This window comes from Collimonas arenae, assembly GCF_000786695.1.
Taxonomy (GTDB): Bacteria; Pseudomonadota; Gammaproteobacteria; order Burkholderiales; family Burkholderiaceae_D; genus Collimonas; species Collimonas arenae_A.
Genome location: NZ_CP009962.1, coordinates 3,182,919 through 3,197,423 on the forward strand (window position 1 = coordinate 3,182,919; position 14,505 = coordinate 3,197,423).

Sequence of the window (14,505 nt, forward strand, 5' to 3'; positions counted from 1 at the left end):
CACCCTCTCAATATCATATTTACAAATACGAATTGAATCGCTAACCCAGGGGCTTGTCTATCTGTTGTTGCCGTTCTTGATTATCATGGCGCATGGACGATGTGCCACGTTGGGCCATTAACGGATTGTAAGCCTGGTCAAGAATCAAATCGGCGTGATGTATTTCAAACATCAAGGCAAACAACGGATGTGCGGCAGCGGCCCAACGCGTTCTAGCGGTCGCGACTTCAAACGCCATGACACGATGGGGCAACATGCCGACATGTTGCATCGGGATGAACTGTCCTCCGGAAAAGACATCTTGAAACAACAAGGCATCATATTGCCGATCTAACGGCGAGCGCGCTGTAATTACCATCCAGTCGATCCCGTTCTCGAGACAGTACAAAAAATAAGCCTTGAAGAGTAAGGTTTTTACCATCTTACCGATTTGACCAGAAGCCACTCCCAGGCGCGTAGCCTCTGCCAAGTGCCAGCCCTGTAGCCATGGCGGCAACGTTACCGATTGCTCCAGTACTAATGGCTGATCAAGATTTGTTTGAATGCGCATCGTCCCCAAAGATGTGCCGTCGAGCTTGGACTCCGCCAATAATATAATCGTATCTTGCGCAATATCTGCCTGCTCAAACTCTCGCAGATTTTGGGCCAGTTCGGGCAAATGACGACTGTAGGCAGCATGGCGAATTCCTACTGCTTTCTGCAAAGCCTGTTCGTCATTCACTATTCGGATAGTAAATGGCAAGCGCTGCTCGCGCAGCGTTACCACAGGATTTTTTGACGGTAAAAATGGGGGTACGCTAACGTCGTCGATAACGTGATCGGATGAGATTATTGGATGATCTAGTTTCATGTCGAATGCTCCGAAGTAGAAAACATGGTTAACCGCTTTATGCATACATCGCATTACGGTACGACCAGATTCTCACGTTCGGCGCACTGAAGAAAACTAAACCCTGCTCACAATTTGATCATTAGTGGCATATAACTCATGTAAAACAACTGCAGACTCAAAATAATTAATTTTCAACAACATCTTGCACCTATTCAGTGCTGCCCTCCCCCTAAATAAGCTGCCTTGACTGCCGGATCGTTCTTCAGTTTTTCAGCCGGACCATGCACCGAAATCCGTCCATTTTCCAGCACATAACCATAATCGGCGACATTCAAAGCCGCCGCAGCGAATTGCTCCACCAGCAACATTGTTACACCCTCTGCCTTGAGCCGGGAGATGATGCGAAACACCTCTTCCACCAGAATCGGCGCCAGCCCCATCGAGGGCTCGTCAAGCAAAATCACTTCTGGATTGAGCATGACGGCGCGCGCCATGGCCAGCATTTGCTGCTCGCCTCCGGACAAGGTGCCGGCCAGCTGGGTTTGCCGCTCTTTCAAGCGTGGAAATAGTTCCAACGCCCGTTCAAGATCCTGTTTGATGTCACCACGCGGACGCATGCGGGTAAAGCGCGGAAATGCGCCGAGCAAAAGATTATCGACCACGCTCATGGTGGCAAACACTCGTCGCCCTTCAGGCGAATGCGCCAGCCCGGCACGCGCAATCTTGTGAGAAGCCAGGCCGGTTACATCAACCCCGGCCAGGGTGACGTTACCGGCTTTGGCTTTGATCATGCCGGAAATGGCGCGCATGGTGGTGGTCTTGCCGGCGCCGTTAGAGCCGATCAGCGTCACCACCTTGCCTTTCGGCACATCCAGCGAAATACCGTGCAACACTTCGACCTTGCCGTACGCGGCGTGCAAATTGGAAATCGAGAGCATCTTATGACTCCGCTAGATTGGAAGTGAATGGCGAGTCGGCGTCAGCTTCGCCGTCGCTGCCGCCAAGATAGGCTTCGATCACCTTGGGATCGTTTTGCACAGTCCCTGGTTTTCCTTCGGCGATTTTCTGGCCGAAGTCCAGCACCGTCACAATATCGGAGATCGACATCACGACATCCATGTGATGTTCGATCAGAATAATCGTAATGCCGTGCTCCCGGATTTTGTGGATGATCGCTATCAGCTCTTTGATATCCGGCGCAGTCAGTCCGGCCGCTGGCTCATCCAGCAACAACAGTTCCGGGTTCAGGCCCAGCGCGCGGCCGATTTCCAGTAGACGCTGCTTGCCATATGGCAGGTTACGCGCCTCCTCTCCTGCCAGATCGCTCAGTCCGACGAATTCCAGGATGCTGGCGGCGCGCTCCCTCGCACGCTGCTCTTCGCGTCGATAACGCGGCGTACTGAAGATCACGTCCAGCACACTACTGCGGAAGGTGTGGTGCAAGCCGACCAGCACATTTTCTGCGGCCGTCATTTCGCCGAACAGTTGCACATTCTGAAAAGTACGGGCAACACCGCCCAAGGCAATTGCCGAAGGCGTCGAACCGGAAATCGTCTTGCCATTGAATTCAACCTTGCCGGAAGTCGGCTTGTAAATACCGCTGAGGACGTTCATCATGGTGCTCTTGCCCGAGCCGTTCGGCCCGATCAGACCGTGCACACTGCCTTTGACGATATCCAGGTTGACTTCGTTCAAGGCCTTGAGGCCACCGAATTGCATCAGGATTTTCTGGCCGCTCAGCAGCGTACTGCCAACTGCGACGCTTCCAACGCTTGCTGCCCACACCTGTTCAGGGCTGACCACAACGCTGGCAGGTTTATCTGCTGCGTTCATTTTGCGGCCCATAATATTGCGGGCAAAGCCGACAATCCCATCCTGCAGGTAATAGACGACGAACAATGTCATCAAGCCGAATATCGTCAAACGCCAGTCGGTAATATTTTCCAGCCGATAGGAAAATATCGCCATGCCGACAGTGGCGGCCAATGGCACAGCCATTTCGCGCAACGTCTTGCGTTTTTTCCACAACAGGAATGCCGCCGCCAGTACGCCGATCACAGCTGCCGTGGTGGCTATCTGCCGAAACAGTTCGATATCCGCCAACAAGCTCGGCAGCATGACAACAATCAGCGCGCCAAGCAGCGAGCCGATACGGCTTTTTCTCCCCCCCATGATGACCGCCAGCAGGAACAGGATGGTCAGTTCGAAGTTGTAGGTGTTCGGTGAAATATATTCCTCGGAATAAGCATACAAGCTGCCAGCCAGCCCGGCCAGCGCGGCGCTGATCACGAATGCGATCACTTTGTAGCGGTACACCGAAACACCCATGCAATCCGACGCGATCGGGCTATCGCGGAGCGCCTGGAACGCGCGCCCCAGATGCGATTTGACGATGCGATGGACCACGATCAGCGACAGCACCATCAAGCCCGCCACCAGATAGAAATAGCCGACTTCATCCAGGCGATGGCCGAAAAAATCAGGCTTGTTCAGCTTGATGCCCATCGGGCCATCCGTCAGGAAACTCATTTCATTGATCAGGATCTGGATGATGGTGCCGAACGCCAGCGTCACCATGGCCAGGTAAGGCCCAGTCACGCGCAACGCGGGCAAGGCCAGGATGGCGCCGAAGCCAGCTGTAACAAGCAGGCTAGCCGGCGCCGCAATCAGGAACGGCCAGCCGAGCTTGAATACCAGCACACCGGTGGTGTACGAACCGATGCCAAACAAGCCTGCATGCCCGAGCGAAACCTGGCCGGTATAGCCGACTACGATATCCAGCCCGAACAGCAGGATGGCGTAAATCAGGATAGTTTCGGCGAGGTGGATGTAATACGGATTCGGAATAATCTGCGGGAATGCCAATAGCAACAAGATGCCAACGATAGACAGTGCGAATAACTTTTTATTCATGTTCACACCTTCTTGATGGCTGTCTTGCCGAACAACCCCGCCGGCTTGATCGCCAGGACCAGCAGTAGCAGCACCAGGCCGGGTACTTCCTTGTATCCGGTTGAAATATAGAAGCCGGTCAGTGTCTCAGCAATCCCCAGGATCAAGCCGCCGACAATCGCTCCCATGCCCGATGTCAGGCCGCCGATAATCGCCACCGCGAAGGCCTTCAGGCCAAGCGAAGTGCCCATGGTAGCGCCGGTCAGCGTCAGCGGCGCCACCAGTACGCCGGCGAAAGCGGCCGTTGCCGATGACAATGCATACGAAAACGTGATCACCATGCTTGTGTTGATACCCATCAGTCCGGCTGCATCGCGATCGTTCGAGGTGGCGACCACGGCCTTGCCATAGATCGATTTACGATTGAACAGTTCTACCGCCAGCATCATCGCCAGCGCACCCAACACCACCACAATTTGCATCGGCTGGACATTGGCGCCAAGTACTTGGAACGGCGTTGCCGACAGCGGCGTTGGAAAGGTCAAGTCATCCTTGCCCCAGATATTCTCAGCGACGTTTTTGAAGATGATAGCCAGTGCGATGGTCGACATGATCCAGCCGAATTCCGATTTGATCTTGAGTGCAGGACGTACGCCTATCCATTCGACCACCGCACCTTGCAGTGCACCGAACACGATCACCACCGGAATCATCAGCCAGTAGTTCAGATAAGGACCGCCATGGATATTGCCGACCAGGCTAAGGCCAACCAGGGCGCCCAGCATCAGGGCTTCGCCCTGACCGAAATTGAGGGTGCCGGAAGTGGCGAATGTGAGTTGATAACCGAATGCGATCACCGCGTAGATCATGCCAAGCGCGATGCCGCTGAAGACGAGTTGCAGCAGAATTTCCATGATGGGTCCGAGAAAATGCGCCAAGTACAGCAAAAAAAGCAGCAGCCGCGATATGGCAAAGCGGCGCTACCGTTCGACCCAATAAATCCAGCCCGCAAGCGCAGGCTGGAATTCGGATGCGTCGGGCAAATTACTTGCCGGTGACCACCATTGCGGCACACCGGCTTGTCATCACTTGGCTAATGCAACACGGCCATTCTTGACTTCGCCAATCACAACCATGCTCGACTTGATTGCTTCGTGGTCATCATGCGTGTACGGTTTAGAGTAATTGGTGACAACACCATCCACCGTACCGCTCAGGTTTTCCAGCGCCTCGCGCACCTTGACGCCGTCGGTGCTGCCGGCTTGCTTGATGGCTGCAACTAACAGATAGATGGAGTCATATCCCTGCGCTGCGGAAACCGGCGATGGAATACGATCCACTTTGTAGGCTTTTTGATAGGCTTCGATGAAAGCCTTGCGTTTAGGCGTGCTGGGATCCTGGATAAAGGTTTGCGGCATGCGCGCGCCTTCGCCGTTCTTGCCTGCGTTGTCGATGAAATTCCCCATCGACAATGTCCAGCTGCCGATGATGGGCACTCTCCAGTTCAGTTTTTCCATGCCGTTGGCGATTTGCGCCAGCTCAGGGCCAATGCCGTAGGTCAGCACTACCTGGGCTCCGCCCTGCTTCGCCTTGAGCAGCTGGGCCGTCATGTCGACGTCTTTCAGATTGTATTTTTCGACGGCGACCGGCTTGATGCCCTTGACGCCCAAAGCACGCTCCAGATCTTCACGGCCGAGCTGGCCATAATTGGTCGAGTCGGCCAGAATCGCGACCTTGGTATGTTTTTGGCGAATAACCGCTTCGTCGACAATCATCGCAGACTGGATGGTGTCGTTGGCGGCGTTACGAAACACGTAGTTATCCTTGTTTTCCGGCAGCACAAACTGCTTGGTGACGATGGTGCCAGTTGCCACGTTATCCATGACCGGGATCTTGGCTTCCTGATAGAAACGCTGCGATGCCAAGGCGACGCCGGTATTAATGAAGCCAACCGTCCCGACCACTTTTTCCTTATTGATTAATTCCTGGGCGATCTGGACGCCGCGTTCGTTCTTCGCTTCATCGTCGCGCTCAACCAGCTGCAACTGGCGCCCCAACACGCCGCCTTTGGCATTGATGTCGGCCACCGCCAGCTTAACGCCATCGCGCATGGAAACACCCATCGGCGCCGAGCCGCCGGTGAAAGGACCGCTGACGCCAATCTTGATTGGCTCTGCTGCCATACTGGCAAGCGACCAGCTCATCAACGCTGCCGCTATACATGCTTTACCTATGGTGTTCATGCATTCTCCTCCGTGTTTTTTATAAGATAAGTCCCGGCGTGCGCGCATGCCGAAGTACTCGATTAACGTAAAACCCCGCCAAGCTTACTGTAAAGAAATATTATCTGTATACAGACTTCTCCAGCATTTCAGTCCACCCTTACAAGTTCCTGACAACGGCCTTCCATTGCACTCTTATGACACATATTGCTATGTGTATATGGTGTCGCGCCGGGCCAGGCGGAACAACGCGTTTTGCCAACGCTACGATTGCTACAGACGAAAAAAAACCCCGGCGAACCGGGGTTTTTTGCGATGCTGATTCAGCGACTAAATTTAATTAGATAGCTTGAATGTTCGAAGCTTGCTTACCCTTTGGGCCAGCAGTAACTTCGAAAGAAACGCGTTGGTTCTCTTGCAGCGACTTGAAGCCGGAAGAATTGATTGCGGAGAAGTGTGCGAACAGATCTTCACCACCTTCGTCAGGAGTAATAAAACCAAAACCCTTCGAATCATTGAACCACTTTACGATACCAGTTGCCATTACATTTCCTATTTCAGTTAAGTTGGGCTGTCGCCCGTTAGATCGTTTGAAGCAAGAAAGAAATGACAGACTAATACTGCACTACTAGCTCGAATCTTAAACGATGTCGCATTATAACCGATAATTTTATTAAAAGCACGGGCCGGCAAATAAAAGTTGCGTCGAGAGAAAGAATTGCATTTTCGACTGCATTCCTCGAGCACTTTTAACGTACTCCGCCAAGTTTCAGCGGAGTCTTGGCATCATCTTTTATATAACTAAAACACATAACAAAAAGAAATTATTGTGTTTTGATAATTATATTAGCCACCATAGAATGAGAGCTCGCCTTACTTCATCACGATTGGGAGATCGCATGCTTCAGTTTTCCAGAAAGAAAATGCTCGGCCTGGCCTTTGCCGGCCTGAGCGCCCTGGTGTCTTTGAGCCCTGCGGCCGGCTACGCCGCTGATCTGAAGATCGGATTATATGCCGATGTATCCACCCTGGATCCGCACTTCAATAATCTCGCGCCAAATATCTCGCTTTCATCGCATTTGTTCGATGCCTTGGTAAATGTGGATGCCAACGGCCATTTGATTCCTGGCCTGGCGACTTCCTGGAAGGCGATCGATCAGCTGACCTGGGAGTTCAAGCTGCGCCATGGCGTCAAGTTCAGCGACGGCTCCAACCTCACTGCGGAAGATGTTGTGTTTTCGCTGGACCGGCCCGCCACCCTGACCAACAGCCCGGGACCATTTACCAGTTACACCAAGCAAATTATCAGCAAGCAGGTAGTCGACCCATATACAGTACGGCTGAAAACCGCCACGCCATATGGTCCGCTGGCGCTGGACGTCAGCACGATTTTCATCGTCTCGAAGAAAGCCGCGCAAAACGCCACGACCGACGATTTCAACAGCGGCAAGGCGCTGGTCGGCACCGGGCCTTTCAAATTCGCCAGCTTCAAACGCGGCGACCGTATCGAACTGGTGCGCAACGATGTCTATTGGGGTGAGAAACCAGCATGGGACAAAGTCACCTTCCGTATCCTGACCTCGGACGGTGCGCGCCTGGCAGCCTTGCTGGCGGGTGAAGTCGACGCTATCGAAAATGTCCCGCCCGCCGACCTGGCCAAACTGAAAACCAATCCGAAATTCACACTGGCGCAAAAAATATCCTGGCGCACCCTCTTCTGGACCCTGGACCAGTCGCGCGACAAGTCACCTGACATTACCGATAAAAACGGCAAACCGCTGGACAAGAATCCCTTGAAAGACGTGCGCGTGCGGCAAGCCATTTCCAAGGCGATCAATCGCCAGGCCCTGGTCGACCGTACCCTAGAAGGATTGGCAGTGCCGGCTTCGAATATCGTCGCACCCGGTATCCTGGGCTATGCCGATACATTGAAAGTGGAAAAATACGATCCTGAGGGCGCCAAGAAACTGCTGGCGGAAGCTGGCTATCCAAACGGCTTCGGCATCACGTTGCATGGTCCGAACAATCGCTACATCAACGATGAGCGCGTAGTACAGACGGTGGCGCAATTCCTGAACCGGGTCGGAATCCAGGCCAAGGTGGAAACACTGCCGCTGGCGGTCTACTTCGGCAAGGCGCGTGCTGGCGAGTACAGTGCCGCGCTGCTAGGCTGGGGCACGCTGGCCGGCGATTTCGGCTTGCGCACCCTGCTCGGCACCACCAACCCGGATACCGGCTGGGGCTCCTGGAACTGGGGCAAGTACAGCAACCCGAAACTGGATCAGCTAGTGCAATCGTCGCTGGCTTCGGTAGAGCAGAAGCAACGCCAGGATTTTGCCCGCCAGGGCGCCGTGCTGGCACTCAACGACTACGCGCTGATTCCGCTGTATCACCAATACGCGACCTGGGCACTGCGCAAGGGGCTGAAGTACACGCCGCGTACGGATGAATTTACATTTGCATATCAGTTTCATCCCGAATAACCACATGCAACAAAAAAGCCGCTAAAGATAGCGGCTTTTTTTGTTGGATCGGCATATCCTATGCCCTTGCCTCGCACTGACTCCCCTGATTCTGCTACCGAATAATGACCACCCCCGCTGCTGCCCCCGACCCCACATCCACTCCCGAAACAGAATCAGCCCTGCGTCATCGCCCGTTCACCTTGTTCTGGCGTGCGCGCGTTGCATCCACCGTCGCCAACCAGATGCAGATCGTCGCGGTGGGCTGGCAGGTTTATCAACTTACGCATAGCGCTTTCGACCTTGGGATGGTCGGCCTGGTGCAGTTTCTGCCGGCCTTGTTCCTGGCGCTGGTGGTCGGCCATGTCGCCGATCGCTATGACCGCCGCAAGATTGCCCGCATTTGCCTGTTTATCGAGGGCCTGGCAGCCGCCGCGTTAGCCGTCGGCAGTTACCACGGTTGGCTGACCAAGGAGGCGATCTTTGCGATTGTGTTTGTGATTGGCGCCACCCGCGCTTTTGAATCACCCACCTTGCAAGCGCTGGTGCCCGGCTTGGTGCCACCGAAATTACTGCCGCGCGCTATCGCCTGGTCGGCATCGGCCACGCAAACTGCCGTGATTATCGGCCCGGCGCTGGGCGGCTTTATGTATGTCATGGGACCAAGCGCGGTGTATACCAGCAGCAGCGTTCTGTTCATTGGCGCTAGCCTGCTGGTATCGCTGATCCGGATTGAAAGTGTCTTGCCACGGCGCGAGCCGGCTACGGTCAAATCCTTGCTGGCAGGAATTGCTTTCATCAAAAGCAGGCCGGCGATTCTCGGCGCCATTTCGCTGGATCTGTTCGCCGTGTTATTGGGTGGCGCCACCGCACTGCTACCGATTTATGCACATGACATTCTCGCGACCGGCCCGCTAGGCCTCGGCTTACTACGTTCGGCGCCGGCGGTAGGCGCTTTGTCTACTGCAATTTTCCTGGCGCGCCGTCCCTTGAGCCGGCGTGTCGGACACACCATGTTTGCCGCAGTGGCCGTCTTCGGCGTAGCGACGATGGTGTTTGCGTTGTCGCACTGGTTTATTTTGTCACTGATGGCACTGGCAGTGCTCGGAGCTTCCGACATGATCAGCGTAGTGGTACGCTCATCCTTCGTCCAACTGGAAACGCCGGACCATATGCGCGGCCGCGTCAGCGCTGTCAATTCCGTGTTCATCGGCACCTCCAACCAGCTCGGCGAGTTTGAGTCTGGTGTTACCGCAGCCTGGCTGGGTCCGGTGCATGCGGTTCTGCTTGGTGGTGTCGGCACCATTGTGGTGGTGGTGTTATGGATACGGTTGTTTCCGACCCTGTTCGGTCTGGACCGGTTGGCTAATCCGCATGCGGCGACCACTGCCACAGTCAAAACCAGCTGATCCCTTGGCCTGCTCAGCCAATCAGGCCGCGACCTGCAGCAAAATGCGCTTGCCGCTATACTGCATATCCTCCTCAGAATATGGCGCATGCAATTGAGCGGCCTCACATCTTCGCAAATCATTTAGTTATTTTTCTGCCTGCAGCAAAGGAAGCCTCAATGCAATATCGTGAACTCGGACACAGCAAGCTCAAAGTCAGCCTGATAACACTCGGCACCATGACCTGGGGCGAACAAAACAGCGAAACAGAAGCACATGCGCAAATCGACCTGGCGCTCGCGCATGGCGTCAATCTGATCGACACCGCAGAAATGTACCCCGTGCCGCCGCGCGCCGAGACGCAGGGACTGACCGAACGTTATGTCGGCAGCTGGCTGAAAAAATCCGGCAAGCGCGATCAGGTGATGATCGCCACCAAGGCGACCGGACCGGCGCGCAAACCGCACAATCCGCGCCATGTGCGCGGCGGCGTCAACAATTTCGACCGCAAGGGATTGACTGAAGCGTTGAACGGCAGCCTGGAACGGTTGCAGACAGATTATGTTGATCTCTACCAACTACATTGGCCTGATCGTAGCGTCAACTGTTTCGGCATGCTGAACTACACGCATATGGCTGATGAGGATACGGTGCCGATCGAGGAAACGCTGACCATCCTGGCTGATTTCATCAAAGCCGGCAAGGTGCGCCATATCGGGATTTCGAATGAAACGCCGTGGGGAATCGCACAGTTTTTGAGAGCCTCGGAAAAATTCGATTTACCGCGCGTAGTCAGCATCCAGAATCCGTACAGTCTGCTCAACCGTACTTTCGAAATCGGCCATTCGGAATTTTCATACCGCGAGCAAGTCGGCCTGCTGGCGTATTCACCGCTCGCCTTCGGCGTGCTGTCGGGAAAATATCTGGATGGCGCCAAGCCTGCCGCCGGCCGCCTGACCTTATTCGAGCGCTTCAGCCGCTATACCAACCCGCAAGTCAACCGGGTAATCGGCGACTATGTGGCGCTAGCGAAAAAGCACGGCCTCGATCCGGCGCAAATGGCGCTGGCCTTCGTCAACAGCCGCGGCTTTTTGACCAGCAATATTATTGGCGCGACGACGATGGAACAGTTGCAGAGCAACCTGGATAGCGTGAATCTCACACTGGATGAAGATATCTTGCGCGAGATTGAAGCGATTCATGCGCGCCAACCCAACCCAGCTCCGTAATTTGAAATGAAGGTCTCGGCGTGACCACCGAGACCAGCGCTCAGTCTTCCGGACTGACGTCAGACCACACTGGCCCCGGCCCAGCCGCCATGATTTCAACTGGACGGCTGGCATAACGCTTTGCCAGTATGGCGCAGACCATCAATTGAATCTGGTGGAACAGCATCAACGGCAAGACAATCATGCCGACGGTATGGCCTGCAAACAGCACCTTGGCCATCGGCACGCCGCTCGCCAAACTCTTCTTCGAGCCGCAAAATACGATCGTGATTTCATCTTCCTTGTTGAAACCCATGCGCCGGCTGGCGAAGGTCGCAATGGTCAGCATTACGAACAGCAGCAAGGACACCACCACCATCAATCCCAATAAAGAAACCGGCGGCAATTGCTGCCACAGCCCCTGCACCACGGCTTCACTGAACGCTGTGTAGACCACCAGCAAGATCGAGCCCTGGTCGACTATCTTCAATATGATTTTATGCTTTTCGAGCCAGCCGCTGATCCAGCGCCGCGCAATCTGGCCGGCAATAAACGGCACCAGCAGCTGCAGCACGATATTCATGATGGAATCGAACGAACCCTTGCCCTGGCCATGCGCGACTACCACCAGCCCGACCAGCACCGGCGTCAGGAAAATGCCCAGCAAATTCGAGGCCGATGCGCAGCAAACGGCCGCAGGCACGTTGCCGCGCGCGACCGAAGTAAAAGCGATCGACGATTGCACAGTCGACGGCAAGGTGCATAAAAACAGGATGCCCAAATACAGATCTGGCGTGACCAGCGGCAGCAAGGCTGGCTTTAGCAGCAGCCCGAGCAGCGGGAATAAAACGAAAGTGGCGAGCAGCACGGTCAGATGCAGACGCCAGTGCAACGCCCCCTGCACCACCGCTTCGCGCGATAATTTGGCGCCATGCAGAAAAAACAGCAGGCCGATGGCCAGCGTGGTGATCAGGTTGAAGGAAACCGCGACCTGGCCCCTGCAAGGGAAGAGGCTGGCGATAAGAACTGTGGTAACCAGCAACAACGTGAAGTTGTCAGGTAAAAAGCGTGGGCGAACCATGATAGAGGCAACGTGAGTCAAAGTTGAAAAAGCGGTTCCCTGACTACGCCAGCCCCCTCCCTTCTTACATCAGGAGCGTGATCCGGCAAGTCAGATGCAGGCGGGATAATGGGCTCATTTTACGCATTAACCACAGCCGGCATCGAAGATTGTTGGTTTTGTTACATGTAACGATGGGGATTTACCACAACCAGAACATCAGCAGCCAGGCAAAATTAACAAGAGCCAGGCCGGCGACAACCGGCGTCATGCTGAATAGGCGGCGCGCGGATGATGACGTATAACGCCCGGTGACGCGCCAAGCCAGCCATACGCTCCACAAGGTGGTGGCGATCAGGAGGATGGCGCGCAAGTCATTGGCCCAGAATATCGGCAAATGCTCGCCGCGCAGCAAACTGACAGTGGTCGCCGACAAGCCGACGAACACGCCGCATCCCGCCAGCGGAATCGTGGCCTGCACCAGATGATTGAAACGTGCACGATCCCAGCCGCCGAGCACGCGACTGCCTAGCGCGAACAGTACAGTGAGCGCGGTGCCGAGCACCAGGCCGGTAGTCAGGATATAGGCAATCACCAGCCCGCCATCAAGCCAGCTGAACACATCGTTCTGCGCAGGATAATTGGTAAACACCCACCACGGCGCGTGCGTATCGAAAGGCCACATGATGTCGCGATCGATCAGCCAGGTGGCGATGGCTTGCTTGACCTGGACAAACCAGGGGCTGGCCGACCAGTGGAAGGCGCCGATGGCGATTCCCATCAGGCCATACAGGGCCAATGCGCTTTCCCACAAGCTGTTCTGCCGCTCGCCATGCTGGACGATTTCCTCGGTGGGTGCGCGCCAAGTCAACTCGATGGCGTCGCGATGACCGCTGCAACGGCCGCACATGTGGCAATCCGCCGCGCCCTTCATGGCGCGCAACGGCACCAGCGGCGCGCAATTGACCGGGATGATCGTGCGGCCCTTGGTGTGGCTTTGCGTGCCGTATGAGGCGCGCCAGGCCGTTTCGTTGACCTTGTAGTGAAACGGCGCGAGCTTCGCCAGCAGGCCGAACACGCCATTCACCGGACACAGGTATTTACACCAGACACGCTTATCGCGGCCATACAGATAGCCGACGACGATGGCGCCAAGCGTGGAGCCACCCAACACCAGCAGCACCGCTTTCGGATATTGATAGACACTGACCATCTGTCCATAGATGGTTGTCAGCGCAAACGCCACGAACGGCCAGCCGCCCCAACGCATCCAGTGCGGGATTGCCTTGCCCAGGCCGTGGCGGCTGGCGAACTCGGTCAATGCCCCTTCCGGACACAACACCCCGCACCAAACGCGCCCCATCAACACCATGCTGATCAGCACGAATGGCCACCAGATGCCCCAGAAGGCAAATTGCGCGATCAGGGTCAGGTTCGACCAGATGTGTGCGGTCTCGTCCGGCAAGGGCAGAAAGATCGGCACCAGGATCAGGAAGCCGTAGAGAAGCACAATCCCCCACTGTACCCAGCGAATCAGTTTCGCATGGTCCCGCATCCAGTCAGCAGTGCGGGAAAGTCGCGTTTGGGGAATTGCACAAGTAGTCATCAGATCATTTCGCCGGGGTTGCTTGGGGCCGGGCGCGCTTCAGGAATAACAGTACCCCCACCCAGTAAGCCACATATACCAGCAAACTCATCAGTGCAGGTTGTGCGCGATAGCCAGTCAGCGTGGACACCAGGTTGCCGAATGTCGTCGTATCGTCGAGCAGGCGTGAGCTGTCCCAGACCGGATCGATCAGTGTCGGGATAATGTCCAGCGACATCAGACGCTCTATACCGGTCAACAACAAACCTGCGGCCAGGAACAACAAGATGATTTCAGTGACTTGAAAGAAGCGACGCCAAGAGAAAATTTTACCACCGAGCTGCAACAGATAGAAGGTCAGGAACGCCAGCGCAAAACCAAGCGCTGTCGCCAGCACCATGGCGCCGGCGCTTTCACCCTGCTGTGCCAGACCGAGGCCGTACAGGAAAATCACGGTTTCGCTACCCTCGCGCGCAATCGCCAGTGCCGCCAGCGCAAACACGCCCCACCAGCTGGCTTTCTGCATATTTTCGCTCAGCGAGGTTTCCATATCGCGCTTTAAAGTACGGCCATGCTTGCGCATCCAGAACACCATCTGCACGATCAATATCGCCGCCACGATCACCATGACGATCTGAAAATAATCCTGGGCGTCGCCCGACAGCAACTCGCTAAAGCCCAGCAGCGCTGCGCCGAGGCCAATTGCGGCCAGGACGCCGACGCCGACGCCGCTCCACAAATAAGGCAAACCCCGGCGTGCGGCTTCGCCGCCGTTCTTCAGCCACGCATGCAAAATACCCACTACCAGCAAGGCCTCGACGCTTTCGCGCCAGACGATGAATAATACCTGGCCCAT

The 14,505-nt window shown here is 55.5% G+C and carries 12 protein-coding genes; 3 read left to right on the forward strand and 9 right to left on the reverse strand.

Annotated features, from left to right (window positions below):
• Window positions 1-40 precede the first annotated feature (40 nt).
• From LT85_RS14070 to LT85_RS14095, 6 genes are all read right to left on the reverse strand, one after another.
• Window positions 41-850 carry a hypothetical protein gene (locus tag LT85_RS14070; protein ID WP_216595013.1) on the reverse strand — a complete coding sequence of 270 codons (810 nt, stop codon included), beginning with the start codon at window positions 848-850 and terminating at the stop codon, window positions 41-43.
• Window positions 851-1,044: 194 nt separating this feature from the next.
• Window positions 1,045-1,770, reverse strand: coding sequence for an ABC transporter ATP-binding protein (locus LT85_RS14075; protein WP_038489775.1), 726 nt, complete (start codon window positions 1,768-1,770; stop codon window positions 1,045-1,047).
• Between the two features lies 1 nt (window position 1,771).
• Window positions 1,772-3,745, reverse strand: coding sequence for a branched-chain amino acid ABC transporter ATP-binding protein/permease (locus LT85_RS14080; RefSeq protein WP_038489778.1), 1,974 nt, complete (start codon window positions 3,743-3,745; stop codon window positions 1,772-1,774).
• Window positions 3,746-3,747: 2 nt separating this feature from the next.
• Entirely contained in the window at window positions 3,748-4,638 is an 891-nt protein-coding gene (locus LT85_RS14085) for a branched-chain amino acid ABC transporter permease (protein WP_038489781.1), read from the reverse strand.
• Window positions 4,639-4,809: 171 nt separating this feature from the next.
• Window positions 4,810-5,967: an ABC transporter substrate-binding protein gene (locus tag LT85_RS14090; protein ID WP_038489784.1), complete on the reverse strand. Its 1,158-nt coding sequence runs from the start codon at window positions 5,965-5,967 to the stop codon at window positions 4,810-4,812.
• 319 nt (window positions 5,968-6,286) lie between these two features.
• Window positions 6,287-6,490, reverse strand: coding sequence for a cold-shock protein (locus tag LT85_RS14095; RefSeq protein WP_014005790.1), 204 nt, complete (start codon window positions 6,488-6,490; stop codon window positions 6,287-6,289).
• 355 nt (window positions 6,491-6,845) lie between these two features.
• Here LT85_RS14095 and LT85_RS14100 point away from each other — a divergent pair, with 355 nt between their 5' ends.
• The 3 genes from LT85_RS14100 to LT85_RS14110 all read left to right on the forward strand — a co-directional run bounded on the left by LT85_RS14100 (window position 6,846) and on the right by LT85_RS14110 (window position 11,025).
• Window positions 6,846-8,429 (forward strand): ABC transporter substrate-binding protein, encoded by a 1,584-nt coding sequence (locus LT85_RS14100; RefSeq protein ID WP_038489787.1) that lies wholly within the window; start codon window positions 6,846-6,848, stop codon window positions 8,427-8,429.
• A 104-nt stretch (window positions 8,430-8,533) separates the two neighbouring features.
• Window positions 8,534-9,817, forward strand: a complete 1,284-nt coding sequence (locus tag LT85_RS14105) for an MFS transporter (RefSeq protein ID WP_172656983.1) — start codon at window positions 8,534-8,536, stop codon at window positions 9,815-9,817.
• 158 nt (window positions 9,818-9,975) lie between these two features.
• Window positions 9,976-11,025 carry an NADP(H)-dependent aldo-keto reductase gene (locus LT85_RS14110; protein ID WP_038489790.1) on the forward strand — a complete coding sequence of 350 codons (1,050 nt, stop codon included), beginning with the start codon at window positions 9,976-9,978 and terminating at the stop codon, window positions 11,023-11,025.
• Between the two features lie 40 nt (window positions 11,026-11,065).
• Here the strand turns inward: LT85_RS14110 and LT85_RS14115 are convergent, their stop codons facing one another.
• The 3 genes from LT85_RS14115 to LT85_RS14125 form a co-directional block, all read right to left on the reverse strand.
• Window positions 11,066-12,085: a bile acid:sodium symporter family protein gene (locus LT85_RS14115; RefSeq protein ID WP_038489793.1), complete on the reverse strand. Its 1,020-nt coding sequence runs from the start codon at window positions 12,083-12,085 to the stop codon at window positions 11,066-11,068.
• Between the two features lie 181 nt (window positions 12,086-12,266).
• Window positions 12,267-13,670, reverse strand: coding sequence for a 4Fe-4S binding protein (locus tag LT85_RS14120; RefSeq protein WP_253273550.1), 1,404 nt, complete (start codon window positions 13,668-13,670; stop codon window positions 12,267-12,269).
• Window positions 13,671-13,674: 4 nt separating this feature from the next.
• A complete protein-coding gene (locus tag LT85_RS14125) occupies window positions 13,675-14,505 on the reverse strand; it encodes an FTR1 family iron permease (RefSeq protein ID WP_038489799.1) in 831 nt (276 codons plus the stop codon).

Coding starts and splice junctions, on each gene's coding strand:
- LT85_RS14070 (WP_216595013.1), bottom strand. CDS start 850: ATGAAACTAGATCATCCAATAATCTCATCCGATCACGTTATCGACGAC.
- LT85_RS14075 (WP_038489775.1), bottom strand. CDS start 1,770: ATGCTCTCGATTTCCAATTTGCACGCCGCGTACGGCAAGGTCGAAGTG.
- LT85_RS14080 (WP_038489778.1), bottom strand. CDS start 3,745: ATGAATAAAAAGTTATTCGCACTGTCTATCGTTGGCATCTTGTTGCTA.
- LT85_RS14085 (WP_038489781.1), bottom strand. CDS start 4,638: ATGGAAATTCTGCTGCAACTCGTCTTCAGCGGCATCGCGCTTGGCATG.
- LT85_RS14090 (WP_038489784.1), bottom strand. CDS start 5,967: ATGAACACCATAGGTAAAGCATGTATAGCGGCAGCGTTGATGAGCTGG.
- LT85_RS14095 (WP_014005790.1), bottom strand. CDS start 6,490: ATGGCAACTGGTATCGTAAAGTGGTTCAATGATTCGAAGGGTTTTGGT.
- LT85_RS14100 (WP_038489787.1), top strand. CDS start 6,846: ATGCTTCAGTTTTCCAGAAAGAAAATGCTCGGCCTGGCCTTTGCCGGC.
- LT85_RS14105 (WP_172656983.1), top strand. CDS start 8,534: ATGACCACCCCCGCTGCTGCCCCCGACCCCACATCCACTCCCGAAACA.
- LT85_RS14110 (WP_038489790.1), top strand. CDS start 9,976: ATGCAATATCGTGAACTCGGACACAGCAAGCTCAAAGTCAGCCTGATA.
- LT85_RS14115 (WP_038489793.1), bottom strand. CDS start 12,085: ATGGTTCGCCCACGCTTTTTACCTGACAACTTCACGTTGTTGCTGGTT.
- LT85_RS14120 (WP_253273550.1), bottom strand. CDS start 13,670: ATGACTACTTGTGCAATTCCCCAAACGCGACTTTCCCGCACTGCTGAC.
- LT85_RS14125 (WP_038489799.1), bottom strand. CDS start 14,505: ATGGGCCAGGTATTATTCATCGTCTGGCGCGAAAGCGTCGAGGCCTTG.